This window comes from Arenimonas daejeonensis (assembly GCF_007993735.1).
Lineage (GTDB): Bacteria > Pseudomonadota > Gammaproteobacteria > Xanthomonadales > Xanthomonadaceae > Arenimonas > Arenimonas daejeonensis.
On the sequence record NZ_CP042453.1, the window covers coordinates 1,995,621 to 2,021,536 of the forward strand.

Here is a 25,916-nt window from a genome sequence, read left to right on the forward strand (position 1 = left end):
GGTGCGCGCCGGGTTGTGCCAGGGCAGGGTCTTCAAGGTTTACGTGCCAGAAGGGTGATGACTTCGAAGTGGGGCGGGCGCTTCTCGCGGGTCACGGCCTCGCAGACCGTGACCTCGAGGCCGGCCTTCTCGGCGTGGCGGCGCAGGTCCTTGGTCGTGAAGCCCAGGTTGACGTGGCCGTAGGGCGTCACCGCGGCCTGGTGTTCGTGCTTGCCCAGGCAGGTGGCCACCAGGCGGCCGCCCCGGCGCAGTACGCGCGCCGCTTCGGCGATGGCGAGGCCGGGTTTGGCGGCGTAGGTGAGCGCGTGCATCAGCAGCACCAGGTCGAAGCTGGTGTTGGGCTGCGAAAGCGCCTGCATGTCGCCCTCGGTCACCTCGACGTGCCGGTACTTCCTGAGGCGCTCGCGGGCGGCGCCGACCACGCGTGCGCTCGAGTCCACGCAGACGTAGCGGCGCGCGTGCGGCGCCAGCAGTTCGGCCAGCACGCCGTCGCCCGAGGCCACATCCAGCACGTCGCCGGGTTCGAGCAGGGGCAGGGTGGAGCGCGCCAGTGCTTCCCAGGTGCGGCCGGGGGAATAGTGCCGCTCCATGTCGCCGGCGACCGAGTCGGCCCAGTTCTGGTCCGAGGCGCGGGCGGCCAGCACGGCCGGCAGGTGTTCGGCGTCCTGGCGCAGCAGGGGGTCGTCGGTGCTGTCACGCAGGGCTTCCCACAGGCGGCCCTCGGCCGGGTCCAGGGATTCGGCGTTGAATCGGTAGTAGGCGGAAACGCCGGCGCGGCGGTCACGCACCAGGTCGGCTTCCTTCAGGCGGGCCAGGTGGGTCGAGACGCGGGGCTGGGCCAGCCGGGTGATCGAGGACAGCTCGGCCACCGTGAGTTCTTCGCGCTCCAGCAGGGCCAGCAGCCGGACCCGGGTCGGGTCGGCGAGCACCTTCAGACAGGCCGACCAGGCTTCCAGGTCCATATCTATCCTTTCATCCGGATTCAAAGATATGGAAGGTTAGGCCTGCTGCACAGGGGCGTCAAGGCGGGCGGGGCCTTTCACGCCGCACGCACCTGTGCCCGGCGACGGCAGCGGCTACAATTGCCGCCTTTCCCCATTGAACCGAGGGCACGCCGTGGATTTCCGATACACCGAAGAGCAGCTGATGATCCAGGACGTGGCCCGGCGCATCGCGCAGGAAAAGATCGCGCCCAGCGCCGAACACCACGACCGCACCGGCGAGTTCCCGCTGGAGAACATCCGCACCCTGGGCGAAAACGGCCTGATGGGCATCGAAGTGCCGACCGAATACGGCGGCGCCGGCATGGACCCGGTCAGCTACGTGCTGGCCATGGTCGAGATCGCCGCGGCCGACGCCGCGCATTCGACCATTGTGTCGGTGAACAACTCGCTGTTCTGCAACGGCATCTTGACCTTCGGCACCGAGGAGCAGAAGCAGAAGTACGTGCGTGCGATCGCCGAGGGCAAGGAAATCGGCGCCTTCGCGCTGACCGAGCCGCAGTCGGGCTCCGACGCCACCTCCATGCGCTGCAAGGCGGTCAAGCAGGCCGACGGCAGCTTCGTCATCAACGGCAAGAAGAGCTGGATCACCTCGGGCCCCGTCGCCCGGTACATCGTGCTGTTCGCGATGACCGACCCCGACAAGCACGCCCGCGGCATCACCGCGTTCATGATCGACACGAGCAAGCCCGGCTTCCACCGCGGCAAGACCGAGCCCAAGCTCGGCATCCGCGCCTCGGCGACCTGCGAAATCGAGTTCCAGAACTACGTCTGCGCCGCCGAGGACGTGCTGGGCGACGAGGGCCACGGCTTCAAGATCGCCATGAGCGTGCTCGACGCCGGCCGCATCGGCATCGCCTCGCAGGCGATCGGCATCGCCCGTGCGGCGTACGAGGCCACGCTGGCCTACGTGCGCGACCGCAAGGCCTTCGGCCAGCCGATCGGCGCCTTCCAGATGACGCAGGCGAAGATCGCCGACATGAAGTGCAAGCTCGACGCGTCCCTGCTGCTGACCCTTCGCGCCGCCTGGCTCAAGGGCCAGGGCCAGCGGTTCACCACCGAGGCGGCCGTGGCCAAGCTCACCGCGTCCGAGGCGGCGATGTGGATCACCCACCAGGCGGTGCAGATCCACGGCGGCATGGGTTATTCGAAGGAAATGCCGCTCGAGCGCTATTTCCGCGACGCGAAGATCACCGAGATCTACGAGGGCACCAGCGAGATCCAGCGCCTGGTGATCGCCCGCCACGAGACCGGCCTGCGCTGAGCCGAATCCGTACCCCGGCGTACCCGAAGCCCCGCTGAAGCGGGGCTTCTTTTTGGGCGCTTTTGCGCTGGCCGCCGCCTGCGCCCAGGGCTACAATTTCGCACTTTATCCACGCCCTGCGAGAACGCGGTCAATGAACGCCCACGCCCTGGCCTCCGCCGACACCCTCGATGCCGTCATCGCCGCCCTGCCGGCCGGCCTTCCCGCTGCCGAAAAGGCACTGCTCGAGCGGTTCACCCGTGGCTTCTTCGAGCGCCTGCCGGAAGACGAACTGGCGTCACGCCCGGCCGCCGACTGGGCCGCCGCCGCGCGCTCCTTCCTGGCCTTCGCCGGCCAGCGCGAGGCCGGCCGCGCCAAGATCGCGGTGCTCAACCCGACCCTGGCCGCCGACGGTTTCGAGAGCACGCACACCTTGGTGCGCATCGTCAACGACGACATGCCCTTCCTGGTGGACTCGGTGCGCATGGCGCTGTCCCTGTGCGGTGTCAGCCTGCACCAGATCGCCCATCCGGTGATGGCCATCCGTCGCGACGCCGCCGGCAATCTGCAGGCGGTGGGCGAGGGCACCGCCGAATCGCTGATGCACCCGGAGATCGACCGGCTGGCCGACGCCGACGCGATGGCGGCGATCGAGCAGGCGATCCAGGGCGCGCTGGTGGACGTACGCGAATCGGTGGCCGACTGGGCGCCGATGCGCGAGAAGATGCTGGCCATCGCCGAGGAACTGGCGACCCGGGCGATGCCCGTGGACGCCGCCGGCCGCGCCGAGGCGCAGGCCTTCCTGCGCTGGGCCGCCGACAACCACTTCACCTTCCTGGGCTACCGCGAATACGAGGTAGTGGACCGCAAGCTGGCGGCCGTGCAGGGCAGCGGCCTGGGCCTGCTGCGCGGCAAGGACCACCTGGTACAGCCGCGGCCGATCACCGGCCTGGCCGCCGCCGACCTGGCGCCGGGCCAGAAGCTCGACGCGCTGATCCTGACCAAGACCAATGCCCGGGCCACCGTGCACCGCCCGGGTTACATGGACTACATCGGCGTGCTGGTGTTCGACGAAAAGGGCATTGCGGTGCGCGAACAGCGTTTCCTCGGCCTTTACACCTCCAGCGCCTACAACCGCCGCCCCTGGGAGATACCCCTGGTGCGCCAGCGCCACGAACACGTGATGGCGGCTTCGGGCCTGGCCACCAACAGCCACAGCGGCAAGGCCCTGCGCCACATCCTGGAGACGCTGCCGCGCGAGGAGCTGTTCCAGTCCAGCGCCGACGAACTGCAGCGCACCGCCATGGGCATCCTGGGCCTGCAGGAGCGCGCGCGCACCCGCCTGTTCCTGCGCCGCGACCGTTACGGGCGTTTCTTCTCCGCCCTGGTCTACATCCCGCGCGACCGCTTCAACACCGGCATCCGCCAGCGCATCGAAGCGCTGCTGATGCAGGAACTGCAGGGCGAGCGCCTGGACAACAACATCCAGATCGGCGAATCGCCGCTGGCCCAGCTGCACCTGGTGATCCGTCCCAAGGCGGGTGCCAGCGTCCAGTACGACCAGGACAAGCTGGAAGCCGCGCTTGCCGGCATCGTGCGCGACTGGCACGACGAACTGCGCGAGACCTGGTGCGCGCCCATGGCGAGGAACAGGGGCTGCGTCTGTTCCAGCGTTTTGGTCGCGGCCTGCCCGCCGGTTATGTCGAGGCCGTCAGCGCCGAGAACGCCGCCGCCGACGTGCTGCAGGCTTCGCTGCTGAGCGGCCCGGACGACCTGCGCATCGCCTTCTCGCGCGGCAGCGGCGATTCGCTCGGCTTCAAGCTGATCCGGCAGGCCAGCGAAATTGCGCTCTCGGACGTGCTGCCGGTGATGGAGAACCTGGGCCTGCGCGTGCTGGCAGAACATCCCTATGAACTGCTGGTGGACGGCGAAAGCATCTCGATCCAGCATTTCGAGGTGCAGTCGCTGCGCGGCGAGATCGACGTCGAGGCCGCGCGCGTGCCGTTCGAGGAGGCGTTCGCCGCCGTCTGGCGCGGTGACGCCGAGAACGACGGCTTCAACCGCCTGCTGCCCAGCGCCCGCCTGGAATGGCGCGACATCGCCATGCTGCGCGGTTACGCCAAATACTCGCTGCAGACCGGCGTGCCGTTCTCGCAGCCTTACATGGAAGAAGCGCTGCAGCGTTACCCGGTGATCGCGCGCCTTCTGTACGAGCTGTTCGCCGCGCGTTTCGAACCCGGCCGCGAACAGCCGCTCGACGCCGCCGGCCAGCAGGCCCTGCACGACCAGATCGCCTGGCTGCTGCCCAGCGAGAAGCGCAAGTCGCTGGACACGATCCCGCAGGAGATCTCCGCCGCCCGCACACTCGACCGCAACGCCCAGATCGACGCCTGCACCGACGCGCTGGAGATCCTGCTCGACAGCGTGGTCACCAGCATCGACGACGACCGCATCCTGCGCGGCTTCATGGCCCTGATCAACGCGACGCTGCGCACCAGCTTCTACCAGAAGAAGGGCGGTACGCATCGGGACTACATCAGCTTCAAGTTCGACCCGGCGATGGTTCCGGATCTGCCGAAGCCGCGGCCTTATCGGGAAATCTTCGTGTACTCGCCGTTCGTAGAGGGCGTCCACCTGCGGTTCGGCCCCGTTGCGCGCGGCGGCCTTCGTTGGTCCGACCGCCGCGAGGACTTCCGCACCGAGGTGCTGGGCCTGGTGAAGGCGCAGATGGTGAAGAACACCGTCATCGTGCCCGTGGGTTCCAAGGGCGGCTTCGTGGTCAAGCGTCCGCCGGTGGGCGGCGACCGCGACGCCCAGCTGGCCGAGGGCATCGCCTGCTACAAACGTTTCATCAACGGCCTGCTCGACATCACCGACAACCTGGTGAACGGCGAAGTGGTGCCGCCGGTGGACGTGGTGCGCCACGACCTGGACGACCCCTACCTGGTGGTCGCGGCCGACAAGGGCACCGCCACCTTCTCCGACATCGCCAACGGCATCGCGGCCGAACACGGCTACTGGCTGGACGACGCCTTCGCCTCGGGTGGTTCGGTCGGTTACGACCACAAGGGCATGGGCATCACCGCCAAGGGCGCCTGGGAGTCGGTGCGGCGCCACTTCCGTGCGCTCGGCATCGACAGCCAGTCGCAGGACTTCACCTGCGTCGGCGTCGGCGACATGTCGGGCGACGTGTTCGGCAACGGCATGCTGCTGTCGAAACACATCCGCCTGGTCGCGGCCTTCGACCACCGCCACATCTTCCTGGACCCGAACCCGGATTCGGCGCGCAGCTACGTCGAGCGCGAACGTTTGTTCAAGCTGCCGCGCTCGAGCTGGGAGGACTACGACAAGTCGCTGATTTCGGCCGGCGGCGGCATCCATCCGCGCTCGGTCAAGTCCATCGCCATCACGCCGGAAGTCCGGGCCGCGCTCGACATCGCCGAGGGCGTCGAGCAGATGAGCCCGATGGAACTGATGAACGCCATCCTCAAGGCGCCGGTGGACCTGCTGTGGAACGGCGGCATCGGCACCTACGTCAAGGCCAGCAGCGAATCGCACACCGACGCCGGCGACCGCGCCAACAACGGCCTGCGGGTCAACGGCAACGAGCTGCGCTGCAAGGCGGTGGGCGAGGGCGGCAACCTGGGCATGACCCAGCGCGGCCGTATCGAGGCAGCGTTCGCGGGCGTGCTGGTGAACACCGACTTCATCGACAACTCCGCCGGCGTGGACACCTCCGACCACGAGGTGAACATCAAGATCCTGCTGGCGGCCCCGGTCAAGCGCGGCGAGCTCAGCCAGGAGCAGCGCAACGCCCTGCTGGCCAGCATGACCGACGAGGTCGGCGAGCTCGTGCTCAACGACAACTACCGCCAGAACCAGGCCATCAGCCTGATGGAGCGCATGAGTGTGTCGCGCCTGGGTTCGTTCGGGCACTTCATCCGCACGCTGGAAGGCCAGGGCCTGCTGGACCGCGCCATCGAGTTCCTGCCCACCGACGCCGAGCTCAACGACCGCAAGTCGCGCGGCCAGGGCCTCACCCGCCCCGAACTGTCGGTGCTGCTGAGCTACGACAAGATCGTCATCTTCAATCAGATGCTCGATTCTGACGTGCCCGAGGACCCCTACCTGTCCAAGGAGCTGGTGCGCTACTTCCCCAACGCCCTGCAGGAGAAGTACGCGCAGGACATGGAGAACCACCGCCTGCGCCGCGAGATCATCGCGACCGCGGTCACCAACTCCACCGTCAACCGCATGGGCTCGACCTTCATCCTGCGCATGCAGGAGGACACCGGCGAGACCCCGGCGCAGATCGCCAAGGCGTTCACCATCAGCCGCGAAGTGCTGCGCGCCCGCGACCTCTGGGCCGGCATCGACGCGCTGGACCTGAAGGTGCCGGAAAGCGCCCAGCTCGAGGCGCTGATGGGCATCTGGCACCTGCAGCGCAACATGACGCGCTGGCTGCTGAACCGCCCGGGCGAGAGCCTCAACATCGCCGAGAAGGTCGAGCGTTACGCCGACGGCGTCGCCCTGCTGCACCGTTCGCTGGCCGACGTGCTGCCGGCCGGTGCGCGCGCCGACCTGCTGGCCGACCAGGCCCGCTGGCGCCAGCTCGGTTTCCCCGAGGAACTGGCGCTGGCCTTCGCCAGCCTGTCCTTCCTCAGTTACGCGCTGGACATCGTCGAGGTCGCGATCGAGAAGCGGCTGGCGGTGCTGGACGTCGCGACAGCGTACTTCAGCCTGTCCGATGCCCTGCACACCAAGTGGCTGATGGACAGCGTCGAAGCGCTGCCGGTCGAAGGCCGCTGGCATGCCCAGGCCCGTGGCGTATTGCGCGACGAACTGCAGGCCCAGCAGCGTGCCCTGGTCGGGCAGGTGCTGGCCGCGGCCGAGGCGGGCACCCAGCCGCAGGCGCTGGTTGAATCCTGGCTTGCCCGCGACGACGCCACGCTCCGCTACACGCTGGGCATGTTCGCCGACATGCGCAACCTGCGCGGACTGGACTATCCGACGCTGTCGGTGGCCGTGCGCAGGCTGGCGCAGGTCGCCAGCGCCGGCAGCCGCAGTGCCTGATTCCCAAACGCATCCCTCCCCACGCGTGGGGAGGGGTGGGGAGGGGCGGTCGCGGTTGAAGCCGCTCCTACAGTAAGCTCGGCCCCATGAGCCTGCCCGCCCAACCGCGCATCGCCTTCCTCGCCAGCCCGACGCCGGAGGGCAGGCGGCACTGGCCAAACTCACCGCCCTGCATGGCCAGGTCGCACCGGACCAGGCCGACGTGGTCTGCGCGCTCGGCGGCGACGGCTTCATGCTTCAGACCCTGCACCGGCACGGCGCGCTGGGCCGCCCGGTATACGGCATGAAGCTGGGCACGGTGGGTTTCCTGATGAACCAGCACCGGCCCGAAAGCCTGATCGAACGCCTGCACGCGGCCGAAGCCACGGTGCTGCGGCCGCTGGAGATGGTGGCCACCACCGAATCCGGGGCTACCGTCACCTCGCTGGCCTACAACGAGGTGTCGCTGCTGCGCCAGACGCGCCAGGCCGCGCACCTGCGCGTTTTCCTCAACGGCCAGGTCCGTCTCGAGGAACTGGTCTGCGATGGCGCCCTGGTCGCCACGCCGGCCGGCAGCACGGCCTACAATTTTTCCGCGCACGGTCCGATCCTGCCCCTGGGTTCGCAGGTGATCGCGCTGACGCCGATCGCCGCCTTCCGGCCCCGGCGCTGGCGCGGCGCGCTGCTGCGGGCCGACACCGAGGTCAGGCTGGAGGTGCTGGGCGGCTACAAGCGGCCGGTCAGCGCCACCGCCGATTCGCACGAGGTCCGTGACGTGGCGGAAGTGGTCATCCGCGAGTCGCGCGAGCGCACGGTCACCCTGCTGTTCGACCGCGAACACAACCTCGAGGAACGCATCCTCAACGAGCAGTTCATCAGCTGAGCCGTCGCAGACGCTGAGACCGCGAACGGCCACACTACCGCCATGAGCCCGCAGTCCCTCCCGCCCGAACGCCCCGCCGACCGCCTGGTCGTGGCCATCACCGCGCGTGCGCTGTTCGACCTGGAAGACAGCCATGCGCTGTTCCAGGCCAGCGGACTGGACGCCTATGCCGAGTTCCAGCGCAGCCGTGAAAAGGAAATCCTGGCGCCGGGCATCGCTTTCCCGCTGGTGCAGAAACTGCTGGCGCTCAACGCCGGTGCACCGCCTGACCGGCCGCGGGTCGAGGTGGTGCTGCTGTCGCGCAACTCGTCCGACACCGGCTTGCGCATCTTCAACTCGATCCGGCACTACGGCCTGGGCATCGTGCGCGCGGTTTTCACCAGCGGTGCCGAGACCTGGCCCTACATCAAGCCGTTCGGGGCGCAGCTGTTCCTGTCCGCGAATCCCGAATCGGTGCGCAGCGCATTGGAGAACGGCTTCGCCGCCGCCACCATCCTGCCCGCCAAGGCCTTCGAACCTTCGCATCCGCAGCTGCGCATCGCCTTCGACGGCGACGCGGTGATCTTCGGCGACGAGTCCGAGCGTGTCTCGCAGGAGTCGGGTCTGGCGGCCTTCCACAGCAACGAATCCACGCGGGTGTACGAACCGCTGTCGGGCGGGCCCTTCCGCGGTTTCCTGGCGGCGCTGCACGAACTGCAGCAGGCTTTTCCGCCGGGCGAGGATTCGCCCCTGCGCACGGCCCTGGTCACGGCACGCTCCGCACCCGCGCACGAACGTGTCATCCTGACCCTGCGCGAGTGGGGCGTGCGCCTGGACGAGGCCATGTTCCTCGGTGGCCGCGACAAGGGGCCGTTCCTGCAGGCCTTCGGCGCCGACATCTTCTTCGACGACTCCCGGCACAACATCGAGAACGCACGCCGGCACGTGGCGACCGGGCACGTGCCTTATGGCGTCACCAACGAAAACTAGGCCCGACGCCTCAGCGCGTAGATCAGCCACGCCACGCCCGTCACCGCCGCGCCCAGCGCAAACGCCAGCTCGCCGCCGCCCGCGCTTTCCCAGGCCAGCGCCGCCATCGCCGCACCCAGTACACCGCCTACGCCCTGGCTGAAGCCGAAGAACAGGCTTTGCCCGGCGCCGGCACGGCGGCCGGGGAAAAAGTCCGCCATCAGGCGCATGCAGCAGGCGTAGAAGGTGGCGAAACTCAGCGCGTGCGTCGCCTGCGCCAGCGCCATCACCACGAGCGAGTCGGCGAAATAGGCGGTCAGCAGCCAGCGCAACACGGTTGCCACCAGGCAGGCCATCAGCAGGGGCGAAGCGCCGTGGCGCGCGATCAGTTTCGGCGCTTTCCAGAACATCACGATCTCGATCAGCACGCCCAACGCCCACAAGGCACCGATGACGGCGCCCGAATGGCCATGCGCCTGCAGGTGCAGCGTGTAGAACACATAGAACGGCCCGAAACCCATCTGCATCAGCAGCGCGACGATCAGGAACCGGCGTACGCCCGGGCGTTTCCACAGGTGCCCGGCATCGCCGGCCGTTTCCTCGTGCCGGGGTGGTTCGTCGTTGCGGTGCAGCCAGGCGGCCAGCACCATCGCCATGAACAGTGGCAGGGCCAGCCATGGAAACGAATCACCTCCGAAGTGGTCGAGCAAGGCGCCGTAGGTGCCGGCCACCAGCAGGAATCCGATCGAACCCCAGACCCGCAGCCGTCCGTACAGGTCGGCGCGCGGCCCCAGCGCCGTCAGCGTCATCGCCTCGAACTGCGGCATCACCGCGTTGTAGAACAGGCCGAACACCGCCATCACCGACAGCAGTGCCCAGGCGCTGCGGGTGAACACGAAAGCGGCGAAAAAGCAGCGTCAGCACGCAGCCGGCGAAGAACCAGAGCCCCGGGCGCGGACTGCGATCCGTCAATGCCGCCCAGGCCGGCGGCGCGATGATGCGCGTGCCGTACCAGAGCCCCAGCATGCCGCCGACCACGTATCCGCCGTGTCCCAGCGCGTCCACCCAGCGCCCGACGTAGGGTGAGTAGGCGCCCAGCGCCGCGTAGTAGCAGAAATAGAACAGCGAAAATCGCCGCAGGTTCGCGTCCATGCGTGGCGCCCGGAAGAAGAACGGCCGGACCCGAAGGCCCGGCCGTCATCATCGCCGGTTTGCCCGGCGGCCGGAACTAGCGTTCGGCCAGGCGGTTGTTGTCCACCGGGTCCGTCGGCCGCGTGGGGGCCGGCCGAGGGCCGGGGTTCGGCGCTGCGGCGCCGGCTTCGCGTGCCGCCAGCTCGCGGGTATCCAGCGTACCCATGCGGGTCTGGTCCTTGAGCTCGAGGAAACGCAGCTCGAACGGCGCGCCATACCCGGCAGGCACGTGGCCGCGATTGAAGGCCAGGCCCAGGCGGCGCTGGCCGGGGCCAGCCAGTCCGCCGCATGCGCCTGCGACACGGGCCGGCTGACGCCGTCCGGACCGGCGGCGAACAGCGTGCCACGCAGCTCGTAGCGGCCCTCCGCCGCGACCTGCACGGGCAGGTCGAAGCGCAGCGTGCCGGCGTCGAAGCCATAGCCACCGGCCAGGCGGGCCGTGGGCCGGGCGATCGCCACCGCGGTGCGGGCGTCACGCTGCACCGTGTTTCCCCGACCACCTGGCCGGCGAAGAGTTGTACTTCCCACAGGCCCGGCTCGTCCCCGGCATCCGCCGGCACCGCCAGTCGCGCCTTGCCGTTGCGGAAGGACAGCGGGTAGCTGCGCCCGGACGGCGACACCAGTTCGCCCTCGACCTGGCCGCCGGCCAGGCGGGTCCGACCGCGCTGCATCGCCGCGGCGACTTCCAGCGTGTCGCCCGCCAGCCAATGGCTGCGCGCCGCCTGCGCCTTGAGCACGTAGGGGCTCTCGGGTTCGTACACGTGCCATAAAGGTAGCGTCCGCTGGCCTTGGGCAGGGCGACCTGGAAACGGCCCTGGCCATGCGCCGCGGCGATCTGCACGATGGCCGAACCCTCGGGCACGTCCATGCCGGCGGCCCGCAGCTGCCGGGCGTTGGCCTTGCGCTGGAACGACTGCGGTTCCGGGATCATCCGGCCGTTTTTCATCACGCGCACCGACCCCGGATCCACTGCGGTATTGCCGGCGGCCGGGCTGATGCGGATCACGGCACCGGGCGCGGTGGTCTGGATGTCGAAACCGCGCTTGAGTTCGGCACCGTCGGCCATCGCCCAGAACTCGCGGCTTTCAGCCAGGTGAGGCGCGCTGGCTTCGAGCCCGGCCTGCGGGTCCAGCGCCCAGGCGAAGGACAGCGGCTGGCGTTCGAACTTGCCGGTCGGCACCGGGGCCGCCATCAGCTTCGTGGGCGACTGGTCGGCGCTGCCGGGCGGCAGCAGGTTGCCGGCCTGGGCCGACGCGGCGAGGGCCAGGGACATCAGGCAGAACAGGAGATTCTTGTTCATGGCTCAGCTCCCCATGTCGGTGCGCAGGATGGAATCGAGCCCGAAACAGGCGCGACGGCTCTGGTTGTGCGAAAGCGGCTCGCTGCCGCGCATCCGCGACTTGTCCTGGAACCACAGGCTGCCGGCCGCCGACTGGCTGGAGCAGTTGAGGAAACCGTCGGAACACGAGTTCAGCCACAGCTGGGTGGTCTCCAGCCCGACGTTCTCGAAATAACCGCCGCAGTAGCTGTCCGAATCCCAGATCGCCGAATCCACGTCGGTGCCGACCACGTTGCGGAAGGTCCTGGGCAGGGCGGGACGACCGGACGTGCCGAGCAGCCAGCTGGCGTTGTAGCTGGCCATCCAGCTGGTCTGCTGCATCCGCACCGCGTCGTTCTTGTAGCCGAGCAGCCAGCCGACCGCGCTTTCGAACACGTTGCCGGCGATCACCGCGTCGGCCAGCGGCGTGCCGGCCGAGGACGGTGCCAGCGCGTTCACCCGCACGGTCTTGGCGATGATGTCCGGATAGCGGCTGTCCCAGGTCGGGTTGGACAGGATCCAGCGCATCACGTTGCCGCCGTTGCTGTGCGTGATCACGATCAGCCGGGTGATGCCCTTGCCGTTGATGAAAGTGGTCAGCTGGCCCGCCAGGCAGCCGGCGGCGGCGTTGTCCCACATGTACTTGGTGAAGTCGCAGTTGATGACGACGTAGTTGGCGGGATTCGGCAAACCGCCGCGCACGTTGTTGACGAACTCCGGCTTCCAGTAGTCCGCCGTGGCGTTGCTCTGTTGGCCGGTGCCATGCACGAAGGCGACACCGGTGTTGGCGTTGCACACGCCGGATACGACCGCCAGGGCGGCCAAGATGAGATAGCGCACGATCCCTCCCCAGGAACTCAATGCGTCACGCGGGTTCCCCGTCCTTGCGTCGCCGCGTTGCGGTGGAACCGGCGCTCCCCTGCGCCGGCGTATGGCGCTCGACACTACGGGTAAATCCGTGATCGTCAACACAATTCGATGCTGCGATGCGGCAGGGTATGGTTTCACGCCATGCTGCTGCGCTGCCGCAATCTGCGCAGTATCGCTATCGGGTCGCGGGCCGGTTCCGGCAACTGCGAACCCCGCCGGGCCTGCGTATGGAAACGGTGCCGGGACGCCGACAGCGCCTCGCAGCAGCCTTCACGCGCTCAGAACTCGAGGTCGAGCGCCGCGCAGAGGTAGTCGATCATCGGCGCCAACGCCTTGAACTGCGCGGCCACCGACTGGCGCAGGCGCAGGCCGAGCACGATGTCGTCGTCCAGCCCGGCGCCGGCGACGAAGTCCTTGCGCTTGATGTCGTCGATCAGCTCGTGGTCGGCCGGGAAACCCCGCGGTGAACGCACCGGGGTGTCGCCGGTCAGCTCGAAACGGCGGCGGAAGGCCGGCGACTGTACCGCGGCCTTCCAGCCGCTGGGATTGTCGAGCATGAAACCGCGGATGCGCCGCTGCGTCTCCGGCTCGGGATGCCACAGCCCACCGCCGACGAAACAGTCGCCCGGCGCGATGTGCAGGTAGAACGACGGCGCCGGTACCTGCTTGCTGCGCGCGTGGAAAAAACGCGCGCCCGACCAGGTCTTGTACGGCGTCTTGTCGTTGGCGAAGCGGGTGTCGCGGTAAATGCGGAACAGCGACCCGCCCATCGGCCGCGGATCGGCCCGGTAGTGTGGGCTGATCGCCGCCAGGTCCGGCTGCAGGTCGGTGATCAGGCGCAGGAAGGGCTGGCGCAGGTGCGTCTCGTAGTCGGCCTTGTGCGCCGTGAACCAGTCGCGGTTGTTGTTGCGGCCCAGGGCGCGCAGGAACTTGAAGGTCTTGTCGCTGAAGTAGGTGCTCATGCCAGGGAAGACTCCAGGTCGCGGCCCCAGGCCTCCAGCGCGTCCAGCCACGCCTGCCGGGGACCGGGTTCGGTACCGGCGCGCAGTGTCGCGATCTCGGCGTAATAGGCCGTGAAATCGTATTCGGACAGGCCGCTGCCGGGAGCCAGGCGATGGCGCCGGTAGTCGTCCCAGCGCGCGCGTTCGCCCGTGTCCAGGGAGTCGGGCCAGTTGCGGGCGCGGTAGCGGAACAGCAGTTCGGAGAAACGCGGGTCGTCGAAACGGGGCCCGAAGGACGCGAGATCTTCCAGGGCCGCGCTGCGCACGCGCGAGAACAGGCGCTTGTCGGCGTCGGATGGAAAACCGTCATACAGCGCCGCATCGGCATCGGCCGGTTCGCGCGCGCTTTCGGCCGCGAAGACGCGTCGCACTTTTTCCGCCAGCCCGGGCGCGGCACGTAGTTGCGCGGCCCGGGCCAGGCAGGCCTCGCGGTCGATGCCCAGGCGATCGAAATCGACCTCGCGCAGATGCTCCAGCGGCAGCAGGATCGGGCACTTGTTGCCGTGCACTTCCTTCAGCGGTACCCGGCGTTCGCCTTCGGGCAGGTCTGCGGCGGGGGTATACAGGCGGTCGGCGATCTCGTCGGGCGTGAGGTCGAGCCAGGCGGACGGGTCATCATCCAGGCCGCAGACGATAACGCGCGAGTCGATCTTCGGATGCCGCGCGACCGGCACCACCAGGGCGGCGCAGTGCCGTCTGGCCGGGTAGCGCGAGGAGATGTGCAGCAGTGGCGTCATGTTCACCACGTCCAGCAGCGCGCCGACCTTGCGCTTGTCGCGCAGGGCGAAGGCGTAGTCCCAGAGCCTGGGTTGCGCCGCCTTGAACCGGCGCGCCAGGCCGATCAGGGCGCGCACGTCGCTCAGCGCCTCGTGCGCGTCGCCTTCGCGCACGCCGTTGGCTTCGGCCAGGTGCTCGAGCTTGAAGCTGGGCGCGCCGTCTTCGCGTTTCGGCCATTCCAGGCCCTCGGGACGCAGCGCTTCGGCAAGCCGCAGCACGTCCAGCAGATCCCAGCGCGAGTTGCCGTTTTTCCACTCGCGCTCGTAGGGGTCGTGGAAGTTTCGGTACAGGCCGAAACGCACGAACTCGTCGTCGAAGCGGATCGAGTTGTAGCCGACCGCGCAGGTGCCGGGCTGGCCCAGCTCCTCGGCGATGCGGCCCATGAACTCGGCCTCGCGCAGGCCATTGGCCATGGCCTGCTGCGGGGTGATGCCGGTGATCAGGGTCGCGCCGGGCGAGGGCAGCAGGTCGTTGGCCGGCTGGCAGAACAGGCTGGTCGGTTCGCCGACCGGGTTCAGGTCCAGGTCGGTGCGGATCGCCGCGAACTGGGCGATGCGGGTGCGGCGCGGGTCGCGGCCGAAGGTTTCAGGTCGTAGAACAGGAAGGTCGGGGAACTCACGCCTCGAGCCTCTGCAGCCGCTGTACGACCAGGGCATCCGCTGCCGCCAGGTCCACGTCCTCGAGGCGTGTGCAGCCACGCGTGGCTTCCACGAGGATCGCGCGCTGCACCTTGCCGCGTTCGAAGGCCGTGGCGTACGGCACGCGCGTGAAGCTGACCATCGAATACCGCGGCACGAAGCGCCCCGGGTGCCGTTCGGCCAGCACCCGTTCCAGCGCGCGCTGCAGCAGGAAGTCGGCGTCGTCCACGCGGTCGCGCATCTCGACGTAGTTTTCCAGGGCCATGGCCTGGATGGCTTCGGCGTTGGGCCGGCGCAGGTTCTCGAAGTCCGCGAAGGCCGTGGCGAAGTCGGGGGCGGCGGCGATGCATTGGTCCAGCGCCACGCAGTCCTCGAAGGCGCAGTTCATGCCCTGGCCGTGGAAGGGCACCATGGCGTGGGCGGCGTCGCCCAGCAGCAGTGCACGATCGTCCAGGCGCCAGCGCTGCAGGCGCAGCGTGCCCAGGCCGCCGACCGGGTTGTTGGTCCAGTCGGCGTCGAACTCGGGCACCAGCGGCAGCGCGTCGGCGAAGTCGCGGGCGAAAAAGGCGCGGGCCGCGGCCAGGTCGGGCAGGGTGGCGAAACTCGGGTCACCCGCGTTCGGCAGGAACAGGGTGACGGTGAAGGTCTTCTCGGTATTGGGCAGGGCGATGCACATGTAACCGCCGCGTGGCCAGATGTGCAGGGCGTTGGCTTCGATCCGAAACCGCCATCGGCGGCCGGCGGGATCTCCAGTTCCTTGTAGCCGTGGCCCAGCGGTTCGAAACTTTCGCCCAGGTCGATGATCGTGCGCAGCGCCTCGCGCAGGCCCGAGCCGGCGCCGTCGGTGCCCAGCAGCACCTCGAACCGGTGCTCGTGCGCGTGCCGCTCGTGGTCGTCCACGAAGCGTGCGGTACGCGCGGCGAAATCGACACCGTCCAGCCGCTGGTTGAACCGGATCGTGGCACCGGCGGCTTCGGCGGCGTCGAGCATGGCGATGTTCAGGCGGCCGCGATGCACCGACCAGATCACTTCGCTGTCGTCGCGGCCGTAACGCTGCAGCATCGTGTCGCCGCCCAGCGGGTGCACCATGCGGCCGCGCATCATCACCGCCTGCGCCATCACCGCGTCCTGCAGCCCGGCCACGCGCAGCGCGTGCAGGCCCCGTTCGGCCAGGGCCAGGTTGATCGAGCGGCCGCCCTCATAACCACGCTTGCGCGGGTCGGGGCGCTTTTCGAACACTTCGACCTTCCAGCCGCGCCGCGCCAGCAGGATCGCGAGCAGGGAGCCGGCCAGGCCGGCGCCGACGAGGGTGATGGTTTGCTGGGGATTGGCGTGCACGATCGTGTCGGTATCCGTTGGGGTTCAGGCCGTAAGGCCGTCCGTGACCACGCGGTTGCGGCCACCGCGTTTGGCTTCGTAGAGGCAGCGGTCGGCGCGGTCGAGCGCCACCGTGAGGCTGCCGTCGTCGCGGCGCCACTGCGCCACGCCGATGCTGGCGGTGATGGCCACGCCCCAAATCGGCGGTGGCAATGGCCTGGCGCAGGCGTTCGGCCACGGCCTGGCCTTCGGCCAACCCGCGCCCCGACATCAGGACCGCGAACTCCTCGCCGCCGTAGCGGAACAGCGGCATGTCCGGTTCCAGCGCACGGCCAAGTTCGGCGGCAACCTGGGTGATGATCCGGTCGCCTGCCAGGTGGCCGTGCTGGTCGTTGATGGCCTTGAAGTTGTCGATGTCCAGCAGCAGGAAGGTGCAGAGCCGGGTCGTGCTGCGGCCGTCGCCCAACTGTTCGATCGCCTCGTTGAAGGTGCGCCGGTTCAGGCAGTTGCTGAGTGCGTCGTGGTCGGAGTGGTAGCGCAGCATCACCGCGGCGCGTTCCTGCAGCAGGGCGTAGGTGAACATGAAGCAGACCAGCATCCCGTAGCCACTGGCGAAGCGGATCACGTCGATGGCGGGCAGCAGTGGCGCGATGGTCGCGGAGGCGTAGGCGCCGAACGCGATCATGATCGCAAGCGCCAGCTTCGAGCGCACCAGGAACACGATCACCGGCGGGAAGATGTAGGCCCAGTGCTGCATCGGCCGGTCGTGGAAGGGCCCGAAGGCCATTACACCCACCAGCAGCAGGGCGATGCTGACGAAGAAGATGGTGCCGCCCAGGTGCCGGGGCAGGGTGAGCAGCACCGCGATGCAGGCGCCGGCGATACCGAGCACGATCCAGGCAAGCCGTGCCGTGTCGGGAAAGCCCAGGTGCGTATTGACCGTGCCGAGCACGATCATCAACAGGAAGATCAGCACCGACAGCACCAGCGCCACGCGCCAGCGCATCAACTCGCGCAGCAGGGTGAACGAGTCGCGGCGCAGGGTAGGCATGGTCAGGGGCGGTCGCGCCAGGCTTCGACCGCGTCGACGAAGCGGTGCAGGTCGGCGTAGCGGTTGTACAGCGGCACGGGGGAGATGCGGATCACGTCGGGTTCGCGCCAGTCGCCGACGATGCCACGGGCTTCCAGGTATTCGAACAGCTCACGGCCGCGTGTGCGGCCGCCGGCGACCCGCAGCGAGAGCTGGCAGCCGCGGCGCGCCGGGTCGGAGGGCGTGACGACGTCGAGCGTGTCGGCGCAGCGGGCCTTGATCAGCGCTTCAAGGTGCGCCGTGAGTTTTTCCGACTTCGCGCGCAGCCGGTCCATGCCGGCTTCGGCGAACAGATCCAGCGACACCCGCAGCGGCGCCAGTGCCAGGATCGGCGGGTTGCTCAGTTGCCAGCCGTCGGCGCCGGGCGTGGGCTGGAAGTCGGGGCCCATGCGGAAGCGCGTGGCCTGGTCGTGGCCCCACCAGCCGGCGAAACGCGGGCGGTCGGTCTGCGCATGGCGTTCGTGCACGAAGGCGCCGGCGACGGCGCCCGGGCCCGAGTTGCAGTACTTGTAATGGCACCAGGCGGCGAAATCGACGCCGCTGTCGTGCAGCGCCAGGCGCAGGTTGCCGGCGCCGTGCGCGAGGTCAAAGCCCACCACACAGCCACGCGCATGCGCCAGCTGCACGATCTGCCTGAGGTCGAAGGCCTGGCCGGTGCGGTACTGCACGCCCGGCCACAGCACCAGCGCGATGCGGTGGCCGTGTTCGGCCAACACGCGCTCGATCGCCGCCATAGAGATCGTGCCGCCGGGTTCGTCGGCCTCGAGCTCGATCAGGTCGGTGGCCGGGTCGAAGCCGTGGAAACGGATCTGCGATTCGACACCATAACGGTCGGACGGGAAGGCGCCGGCTTCGATCAGGATCGCCGGGCGTTCGCGCGTGGGCCGGTAGAAGCTGACCATCAGGAAATGCAGGTTCGCGGTCAGCGAGTTCATTGCCACCACTTCGGACGGCAGCGCGCCGACCAGCGTGGCCAGGCCCTCGCGCACTTCGTTGTGGTAGGGCATCCACGGATGTTTGCCGCGGAAATGCGCCTCCACGCCCAGCGCGGCCCAGTCGTCGAGTTCCTGCACCAGCGCGGCGCGCACCGCCCGCGGCTGCAGGCCCAGCGAGTTGCCGCAGAAATAGGCCTGGTCCTCGCCATGGTGCTGCGGGATGTGGAAACGGTCGCGGAAATCGTGCAGCGGATCGGCGGCGTCGAGTGCCAGGGCATGTTCCAGCGTCGGAGTCATTCGAACCTCGTGCGTGGCAGGCCCAGCCATTCCAGCGCGGTACCGTGGTACAGGCGCGCCTGTTCGGTTTCCGACAACCCCATCGCGGCGATGCCTGCGCCCGGCACCTGTTCGCCCAGGGGGAAGGGATAGTCTGTGCCCAGCATCACCCGCGGCACGCCGACGGTGTCGAGCAGGTAGCGCAGGGCGCGGTTGTCGGCGACCCAGCTGTCGAAATACAGCTGGTCCAGGTATTTGCGCGGGTTGTGCGGGTTGTCGGTGGCGACCAGGTCCGGGCGCATGTTGAAGCCGTGTTCAATGCGTCCGATGGTGTACGGGAAACTGCCGCCGCCGTGCGCCAGGCAGACCTTCAGCCGCGGAAAGCGCTCCAGCACACCACCGAAGATCAGCGCGCAGGCCGCACGCGATTGCTCCGCCGGCATGCCGACCAGCCACGGCATCCAGTACTTGGGCATGGACTCGGTGCCCATCATGTCCCAGGGGTGCACCAGGATGGCCGCACCCAGGTCCTGCGCCGCTTCCCAGAACGGCAGCAGTTCCGGCGCGTCGAGGTTCCAGTCGCCGATGTGCGAGCCGATCTGCACGCCCTGCAGGTCCAACTGGTCCATGCAGCGTTCGAGCTCCTGCACGGCCAGCCGCGGCGCCTGCATCGGCACCGTGCCGATGCCGGCGTAGTGGCGGCGATGCTCGCGGCAGGCCTCGGCCATGTGGTCGTTGAGCGACTGGTGCAGGGCCAGCGCCTCGTGCGCCTTGGCCCAGTAGCTGAACATCACCGGCACGGTGCTCAGCACCTGCACCTGCACGCCGAACTTGGCGTAGTCGGCGATGCGTTCGACCGGGTCCCAGGTCTTGGACCAGATCTCACGGAAGAACTTGCCGTCCTTGTAGATGCGGGCGCGGCCGTCCTCGTGGTGGATCACCGGGAAGCGCGGGTCGCCGTACTTCTCGGCCAGGTTCGGCCAGGTCTTCGGAAGGTAATGGGCGTGGGTGTCGATCTTGAGCATGTCAGTCCGCGTATTTCGCCGGCGCCGGGTTCAGATGGCCGCAGGCGGTGCAGGTGCGATGTTCGGTCGACCGGTAGAAACGATCGAACACGGCGCCGAACTGGGTTTCGATGTTCTCCAGGGTGAAGAACTCCGAATAAAGCGGGTGGTTGCACTTCTCGCAGTACCACAGCAGCCCATCTTTCTCGTGCGGCAGGCGTTTGCGTTCGATCACCAGGCCGATGCCGCCGGCCATCCGCTGCGGCGAATGCGGCACCCGCGGCGGCAGGTAGAACACTTCGCCGGCCTTGATCGGGATGTCGCGTACCGCGTCGTTCTCCTGGATCTTCAGCACCATCTCGCCCTCGAGCTGGTAGAAGAACTCCGGGCCTTCGTCGTGGTGGTAGTCGGTGCGCGCGTTCGGGCCGCCGACGATCATGACGATGAAATCGCCGTCGACGATGCACTTGTTGGCCACCGGCGGTTTCAGCAGGTGCCGGTGTTCGTCGATCCACTGCTGCAGATTGAAGGCGGGCGTGAGCATGTCAGCGCGACTCCGGGAAGGCCGCCACGCACTTGAGCTCGATCGCGATCGGCGTGGGCAGGGCGGTGATGCCCAGCGTTGTGCGGCAGGGCGCCTTGTCGATGTCGGGGAAATATTCGGCCCAGACGCCGTTGTAGGCGTGGAAGTCGGCCTGCATGTCGGTCAGGTAGACGGTGACGTCCACCAGCCAGTCCCAGCGGCAGTGGCTGGCCTCGAGCACGGCACGCACGTTGGCGAACACCGAATGGCACTGGGTGACGATGTCGTAGTCCACCAGCCGGCCGGCGGCGTTGTAGACATTGCCGGGAATTTCGTTGGTGCCGGGCGTGCGCGGGCCGATGCCCGACAGCATCAGCAGGTTGCCGACCCGGCGCGCATGCGGGTAGCGGCCGACCGGCAGCGGCGCGCCGCTGGCGTGGATGATCTCGCTCACTTTGCGTCCTTGAGTTTGCCGCGGATGTGCTCCATCGCCATGCGGTAGGCGACCGGCAGCTCGTCGACCGAATCCACGCCCATGCCCAGCTCGCGCACCCGTCCGTCGAGCAGGGAATACACCCAGGCGTGCACGCTCAGCTTCTGGCCGCGCGCCCAGGCGTCCTGGACGATCGTGGTCTGGCAGACGTTGACCACCTGTTCGACCACGTTCAGTTCACACAGGCGCGCGTGGCGCAGCGATTCGAGCTCGACTTCGGCCAGCATGGGCGAGTGTTTGTTGGCCACGTCGCCGACGTGGCGCAGCCAGTTGTCGGCCAGGCCCACGCGGGTGCCGGTCAGTGCCGCATGCACGCCGCCGCAGCCGTAGTGGCCGACCACCAGGATGTGCTCGACCTTGAGCACGTCCACCGCGAACTGGATGGTGCTCAGGCAGTTGAGGTCGGTGTGCACGACCACGTTGGCGATGTTGCGGTGCACGAACACTTCGCCCGGCTGCAGCCCGGTGATCTGGTTGGCCGGAACGCGCGAGTCCGAGCAGCCGATCCACAGGTACTTTGGCGCCTGCAGCTGCGAGAGGCGCTTGAAGAACTGCGGGTCTTCGGCCCGCACCTTGGCGGCCCATTCCCGGTTCCTGTCGAGCAGTTCCTTCAGCGGCATGTTTTCATCCCAGGTCGATGGTGACGTTCTTGGCTTCGGTGAAGAAGCGCAGCGCTTCCCAGCCGCCTTCGCGGCCCAGGCCCGATTGTTTGACCCCGCCGAAGGGCGTGCGCAGGTCGCGGTTCATCCAGGTGTTGACCCAGACCACGCCGGCCTCCAGCCGGTCGGCCAGGCGATGGGCGCGGCCCAGGTCCGAGGTCCAGACACTGGCGGCCAGGCCGTAGGGCACGGCATTGGCCAGCGCCAGCGCTTCTTCATCGCTGTCGAAGGCCTGCAGCGTCACCACGGGGCCGAAGATCTCCTCGGTGTTGCTGCGGCACGTCGGCCCCAGGCCTTCGATCACGGTGGGTGCGATGAACCAGCCGTCGGCGCAGCGGCCGGCGGGTTTCACCGCGGTGCCGCCGCTCAGCACGCGGCCGCCTTCGGTCCTGGCCAGTTCGATGCAGGCCATGACCTTGTCGAAGTGCGGCTTCGAGACCACGGGGCCGGTGGTGGTCGCGGAGTCCAGCGGGTCGCCGACCACCAGTGCTTCGGCGCGCGCCACCAGGGCATCGCGGAACTCGTCGTAATACCCGCGTTCGACCAACAGGCGCGAGCCGCACAGGCAGATCTGCCCGGAATTCAGGAAGGCCGAACGCACGACGGTGTCGAGCAGCTTGGCCTTCGGTGCGTCGGCGAACACCAGCGTCGGGTTCTTGCCACCCAGCTCAAGCGACGTCTTCTTCAACGAACGTGCGCAGCTTTCGGCGATGCGCGTGCCCACCGCGGTGCTGCCGGTGAAGCTGATCGCCTTGACCTGCGGGTGGTCCACCAGTGCCTGGCCGACGACCGCGCCGCGGCCCTGCACGATGTTGAACGCGCCGGCGGGGAAACCGATCTCGCGGGCGAGTTCGCCCAGCATCCAGGCCGTCACCGGCGTCACTTCCGAGGGTTTGCCGACCACGCAGTTGCCCGCGGCCAGGGCCGGCGCGAATTTCCAGGTGAACAGGTACAGCGGCAGGTTCCAGGGGCTGATGACGCCGACCACGCCCAGCGGCTGGCGCAGGGTGTAGTGCACCACGCCGGGCGCGGCATGCGATTCGCTGGCGAACTGGGTGGCGGCCGCGGCGAAAAACGCAGGTTGCTGACCGCGCGCGGGATGTCGAGGTTGCGGGCCAGGGCCAGCGGTTTGCCGACGTCCTTCGATTCGGCCGCGGCGAAGTCATCGAGCCGGGCTTCCAGCGCGTCGGCCAGGCGGTTGATCCAGGCGGCGCGTTCGCCGGCGGGCAGGGCGGACCAGGCCGGGAAGGCCTGGCGTGCCGCTTCCACGGCGTCGGCCACGTCCTCGGCGCTGCCATCCGGGCATGACGCGTAAACCTGCCCGGTGGCGGGTTCGAACACGTCCAGCCAGGCGCCGCCGGAGGCGGTCCGGGCGTGTCCGCCGATCAGGTGGGATAGCCGCAGGCTCATGCGCCAAGCTTAACCGCCGCCGGACCCGTACGGACAGGTTCGGCGTGGCGGATTCAGTGCTGGCAGACGCGGCACCAGTACAGCCGCCGGCCGCCGAGTTCGTGCCGGACCACGACGTCCCCACAGCGTGGGCAGGATCCGCCCTCGCGATCGAACACCTGGAAGCGGAATCCCGCGGGGGTGTCGGTGAGATAGTCCTCGCGCATGCCGGTGGCGGGTTCGATGCCGCGGGTGCGGTAGCTGGCGCGCGGGATGTCCAGCAAGGCCTTGGCCAGGCGCTTGCGTTCGCCCGCGTCCAGGTCCGCGGGACGGCGTTCGGGTGCGATGCCGGCGGTGAACAGCACTTCCGAGCGCAGGTAGTTGCCCATGCCTGCGAGGAAGGCCTGGTCGAGCAGCAGGGCGACCAGAGAGCGGCTATAAACGGGGATCCTGCAGCCGCTTTGCAACCTCCGCCGCCTTCAGCCGCGGATCCAGCACGTCCGGACCCAGCTTCGACAGGAAGGGATGTTTCGCCAGCTCGTCGGTCTTCCACATCTCGACCTCGGAGGCCGAATACAGCAGCACCGCGGTGGTGCCCGTCTCCAGCGCCACCCGCAGCGAGCGTGCGCTGTCGGGCCGCTGCCCGGCCGGCGCGATCTTCCACACGCCGTAGAGCTGGTTGTGCGAATACAAGGTCAGACCGTGGTCGAAGTGCGTCAGCAAGGCCTTGCCATGGGGTTCGATCGCCAGGATGCGACGCCCGACCAGCGTGCGCTGGTGGCGCTTGAGTTCCGGAAAGTGGAACCAGGCAGTGGCGAGGGGCTGGCCGGCCACGGCGGCGGACAGGCGGTCGGCGGCTCGCCGGATTTCGGGTCCTTCAGGCATGCGCGCAGCGTGCGGTATCGGCCGTGCAGGCGATGTGGATTCAGGCGCGCACGGGCGGCACGGACTGCGGCTCGTGGTACTCGAAACCGAGCGAGCCGGCTTCCACGCGGGCCACGCGCGCATCCACCAGCACGGCCGGTCCAGTCTCGTCGAAAAAACGAGCTGCACGATCTCGGCGACTTCCAGCGCGCAGTCCTCGGGGCGGAACAGGCCGCAGCCCCCTTCGGACAAGTCGACCACCTCGCCCACCCAGGCCTGCTGGCCCCGGATGACCATCACGCGGGCGGCGTAGGGGACCCGGTCGGAAAAGCGGTGGTTGTTCGCGTCCATGCGGTGCCCTCAGAGCGATCGGGTGCGGCCGCCGTCGACCGGCAGGTTGATGCCATTAACGTAAGCCGCCGCCGGAGAGGCCAGGAAGGCGACCGCCGCCGCGACTTCCGCCGGCTCGGCGAAACGGCCGGCCGGCACCGTGGCCAACATGCCCTTGGCGATATCTTCCGGCGACTTGCCGGTGGTGGTGGCGCGTTCGGCCAGGATCTGGTCCAGGCGCTGGGTGCGGGTGTAGCCGGGCAGCACGTTGTTGACGGTGATGCCGGAGGGGCCGAGTTCGCTCGACAGCGTCTTGGCCCAGCTGGCCACCGCGCCACGGATGGTGTTGGAGATGCCAAGGTTGGCGATCGGTTCCTTCACCGAGGTCGAGATGATGTTGACGATGCGGCCCCAACCGGCCGCCCGCATGCCCGGCAGCACGGCCTGCACCAACACCTGGCCGGCGACCAGGTGCTGGCGGAACACGGCGACGTAATCGTCCGCGGCGGCGCTGTGCGCCGGCCCCCGGGCGGACCGGCGGTGTTGTTGACCAGCACGTGCACCGGGTATTTCGCGCACAACGCGGACACGGCGGCGGCCAGTCCGGCGCTGTCGGACACATCGGCGGCGACATGGCGGTGCTTCTGCCCGTCGTGCACGCGGGGCAGGGCGGCGGCGACCTCGGCCAGGCGCTCGGGCCGGCGCGCCAGCACGGTCACGTCGGCGCCCAGCGCCGCCAGGGCCTCGGCGCTGGCGCGGCCGATGCCCTCGGAGCCACCGCAGACCAGGGCATGTTTGCCGCGCAGATCGTTCGACATGGCTCAGTTTCCTTGTTCGCGACGCTGCAGGCGTTCGGTCATCAGGGCGGAGATTTCACGGTCCGCCACGCGTGGGCCGGCGGCCAGCGCCGCGGCCGCGGAGCGCACGTTGGCAATGGGATGGTTCTGGTTGAGCTTGAACTTCAGTTCGACCCGGGCCACGCGCAGGCGGAAGCCGACGATGCCCTTGAGCTGCACGCTGTGCGCGGCATTGTCCGGCTCGTAGCGCCAGTCGCTGCCGAGCGCGGATTCGTGGTGTTCGCTGAGCCCGGCCACCACGGCGGCGAGGAAGTCGGGTTCTTCATGGACCTCGAGCACGCCCGAGAGGTGGGCGACCGCGTAGTTCCAGGTCGGCACCCGCGCATGGGTTTCCTTGTCCGGGTACCAGCCGGGGGACACGTAGGCGTGCGGCCCGTGCACGATCGCCAGGGCGTCGCCGGCGTGGCGCCATTGTTCATTCGCGCGCGACCAGTGGCCGATCAGTTCGATCGACTCGCCCTCGCGCCGGTACAGCACCGGCAGGTGGCTGGCGAACGGCATGCCGCCGGCGACCGTGACCAGGGTGACGAAGGCGTCGCGGGCGACCAGCCGGTCCAGTTCGGCGAGATCGGTCTCGGCGAAGTGGCGGGGCGTGAACATGCTACTGGTCGCGCCCGGTCAGCGGGTTCTTGAGTGGCTGGATCATCAGCTCGCGCAGGTCCTCGTCATCCTCGGCGCGCGGCGGCTCGATCTCTTCCAGATCCAGACCCCAGGCCTCGGCATCGTCGGCGTCCATGCCCTCCGGGGCGCGGAAGTCGGCGTCCAGCAGCTGGGCACGGGCGATGTCCTCGCTTTCGTAGATGTTGATGCGGCCGTCGCAGTCGAAGACCTCGGCCACGCCGCTGTCGAGCACCCGCAACCGCGACCAGACCAGCATGCGCGGCAGCACCGCCAGCCACCATTGTTCGCGGCGGCCTTCGCCGGGGTCGGTTTGCTCGTTTTCGTTCATCGTCGTGTCCTTACTGCAGGGCGATCAGGGTGATCACGCCGGCGGCGCCGACCAGGGTCAGCCAGCCGCTGCCGGCGGTGATGCCGCCGAAAAATCCAGGTTGCGGTCGTGGACGGCGCGGTGTTTCCAGCGCATCAGCCACCAGCTGTAACCCCAGCCGCCGTCCTCGGTGCCCGGCGCGAACGCCAGTTGGCGGTCCAGCTGGTGCCGGTAGGCCAGCACCCGGAAACCAAAATGCGCCGGCGCCGCCGAACCGGCCAGGCCCAGGAACAGGAACAGCAGCAGCGAGCCCGCGCCGGTTCCCATGC

The 25,916-nt window shown here is 68.7% G+C and carries 16 protein-coding genes and 9 pseudogenes; 4 read left to right on the plus strand and 21 right to left on the minus strand.

Features of this window, described 5'->3' with window-relative positions:
* Positions 1–35: 35 nt before the first annotated feature.
* A pseudogene (locus tag FRZ33_RS09660) lies at positions 36–962 on the minus strand (ArsR/SmtB family transcription factor); the annotation flags it as partial.
* A gap of 136 nt (positions 963–1,098) precedes the next feature.
* Here FRZ33_RS09660 and FRZ33_RS09665 point away from each other — a divergent pair.
* From FRZ33_RS09665 to FRZ33_RS09680, 4 genes and pseudogenes are all read left to right on the plus strand, one after another.
* A complete protein-coding gene (locus tag FRZ33_RS09665; protein WP_425480586.1) occupies positions 1,099–2,265 on the plus strand; it encodes an acyl-CoA dehydrogenase family protein in 1,167 nt (388 codons plus the stop codon).
* 67 nt (positions 2,266–2,332) lie between these two features.
* Positions 2,333–7,317 (plus strand): annotated as a pseudogene (locus FRZ33_RS09670) (NAD-glutamate dehydrogenase).
* Positions 7,318–7,409: 92 nt separating this feature from the next.
* Positions 7,410–8,179 (plus strand): annotated as a pseudogene (locus FRZ33_RS09675) (NAD kinase).
* Positions 8,180–8,221: 42 nt separating this feature from the next.
* A complete protein-coding gene (locus FRZ33_RS09680) occupies positions 8,222–9,148 on the plus strand; it encodes a 5'-nucleotidase (RefSeq protein WP_146909331.1) in 927 nt (308 codons plus the stop codon).
* Here FRZ33_RS09680 and FRZ33_RS09685 read toward each other — a convergent pair.
* The 20 genes and pseudogenes from FRZ33_RS09685 to FRZ33_RS09785 all read right to left on the minus strand — a co-directional run bounded on the left by FRZ33_RS09685 (position 9,145) and on the right by FRZ33_RS09785 (position 25,914).
* Positions 9,145–10,279, minus strand: a pseudogene (locus FRZ33_RS09685) (MFS transporter). The gene FRZ33_RS09680 and the pseudogene FRZ33_RS09685 sit on opposite strands and share 4 nt — an antisense overlap.
* Before the next feature lie 76 nt (positions 10,280–10,355).
* A pseudogene (locus tag FRZ33_RS17745) lies at positions 10,356–10,846 on the minus strand (DUF4785 family immunoglobulin-like domain-containing protein).
* The gene (locus FRZ33_RS09700; protein WP_146909338.1) at positions 10,791–11,618 is read right to left on the minus strand and encodes a DUF4785 domain-containing protein; all 828 of its coding nucleotides are present in this window, start codon (positions 11,616–11,618) and stop codon (positions 10,791–10,793) included. Before FRZ33_RS09700 ends, FRZ33_RS17745 begins: the two are co-directional and overlap by 56 nt.
* Before the next feature lie 3 nt (positions 11,619–11,621).
* Entirely contained in the window at positions 11,622–12,476 is an 855-nt protein-coding gene (locus FRZ33_RS09705) for an alpha/beta hydrolase family protein (RefSeq protein ID WP_146909340.1), read from the minus strand.
* Between the two features lie 308 nt (positions 12,477–12,784).
* Positions 12,785–13,468 (minus strand): DUF2461 domain-containing protein, encoded by a 684-nt coding sequence (locus FRZ33_RS09710; protein WP_146909342.1) that lies wholly within the window; start codon positions 13,466–13,468, stop codon positions 12,785–12,787.
* Positions 13,465–14,903: pseudogene (sbcB, locus tag FRZ33_RS09715) on the minus strand (exodeoxyribonuclease I). The gene FRZ33_RS09710 and the pseudogene sbcB overlap by 4 nt, the downstream one beginning before the upstream one ends.
* A pseudogene (locus FRZ33_RS09720) lies at positions 14,900–16,236 on the minus strand (FAD-dependent oxidoreductase). The pseudogenes sbcB and FRZ33_RS09720 overlap by 4 nt, the downstream one beginning before the upstream one ends.
* Positions 16,121–17,290, minus strand: coding sequence for a GGDEF domain-containing protein (locus FRZ33_RS16945; RefSeq protein ID WP_146909345.1), 1,170 nt, complete (start codon positions 17,288–17,290; stop codon positions 16,121–16,123). Before FRZ33_RS16945 ends, FRZ33_RS09720 begins: the two are co-directional and overlap by 116 nt.
* A 2-nt stretch (positions 17,291–17,292) precedes the next feature.
* The gene (gene kynU, locus FRZ33_RS09730; RefSeq protein WP_146909347.1) at positions 17,293–18,561 is read right to left on the minus strand and encodes a kynureninase; all 1,269 of its coding nucleotides are present in this window, start codon (positions 18,559–18,561) and stop codon (positions 17,293–17,295) included.
* Entirely contained in the window at positions 18,558–19,565 is a 1,008-nt protein-coding gene (locus FRZ33_RS09735) for an amidohydrolase family protein (RefSeq protein WP_146909349.1), read from the minus strand. Before FRZ33_RS09735 ends, kynU begins: the two co-directional genes overlap by 4 nt.
* Before the next feature lies 1 nt (position 19,566).
* Complete coding sequence (locus tag FRZ33_RS09740) at positions 19,567–20,088, minus strand: 3-hydroxyanthranilate 3,4-dioxygenase (protein WP_146909351.1); 522 nt, start codon at positions 20,086–20,088, stop codon at positions 19,567–19,569.
* A 1-nt stretch (position 20,089) separates the two neighbouring features.
* Complete coding sequence (locus FRZ33_RS09745; RefSeq protein WP_146909353.1) at positions 20,090–20,521, minus strand: RidA family protein; 432 nt, start codon at positions 20,519–20,521, stop codon at positions 20,090–20,092.
* A complete protein-coding gene (can, locus tag FRZ33_RS09750) occupies positions 20,518–21,180 on the minus strand; it encodes a carbonate dehydratase (RefSeq protein WP_146909354.1) in 663 nt (220 codons plus the stop codon). Before can ends, FRZ33_RS09745 begins: the two co-directional genes overlap by 4 nt.
* A gap of 4 nt (positions 21,181–21,184) precedes the next feature.
* Positions 21,185–22,629 (minus strand): annotated as a pseudogene (locus tag FRZ33_RS09755) (aldehyde dehydrogenase).
* A 53-nt stretch (positions 22,630–22,682) separates the two neighbouring features.
* Positions 22,683–22,997: a hypothetical protein gene (locus FRZ33_RS16270; protein ID WP_265468571.1), complete on the minus strand. Its 315-nt coding sequence runs from the start codon at positions 22,995–22,997 to the stop codon at positions 22,683–22,685.
* A gap of 46 nt (positions 22,998–23,043) precedes the next feature.
* Entirely contained in the window at positions 23,044–23,823 is a 780-nt protein-coding gene (locus FRZ33_RS16275; protein WP_227977758.1) for a DNA-formamidopyrimidine glycosylase family protein, read from the minus strand.
* A 9-nt stretch (positions 23,824–23,832) separates the two neighbouring features.
* Positions 23,833–24,620: pseudogene (locus tag FRZ33_RS09770) on the minus strand (SDR family oxidoreductase).
* A 3-nt stretch (positions 24,621–24,623) separates the two neighbouring features.
* Positions 24,624–25,259 (minus strand): FMN-binding negative transcriptional regulator, encoded by a 636-nt coding sequence (locus tag FRZ33_RS09775; RefSeq protein WP_146909356.1) that lies wholly within the window; start codon positions 25,257–25,259, stop codon positions 24,624–24,626.
* A gap of 1 nt (position 25,260) precedes the next feature.
* Positions 25,261–25,608: a hypothetical protein gene (locus FRZ33_RS09780; RefSeq protein WP_146909358.1), complete on the minus strand. Its 348-nt coding sequence runs from the start codon at positions 25,606–25,608 to the stop codon at positions 25,261–25,263.
* A gap of 57 nt (positions 25,609–25,665) precedes the next feature.
* The gene (locus FRZ33_RS09785; protein WP_146909360.1) at positions 25,666–25,914 is read right to left on the minus strand and encodes a hypothetical protein; all 249 of its coding nucleotides are present in this window, start codon (positions 25,912–25,914) and stop codon (positions 25,666–25,668) included.
* Between the last annotated feature and the right edge of the window lie 2 nt (positions 25,915–25,916).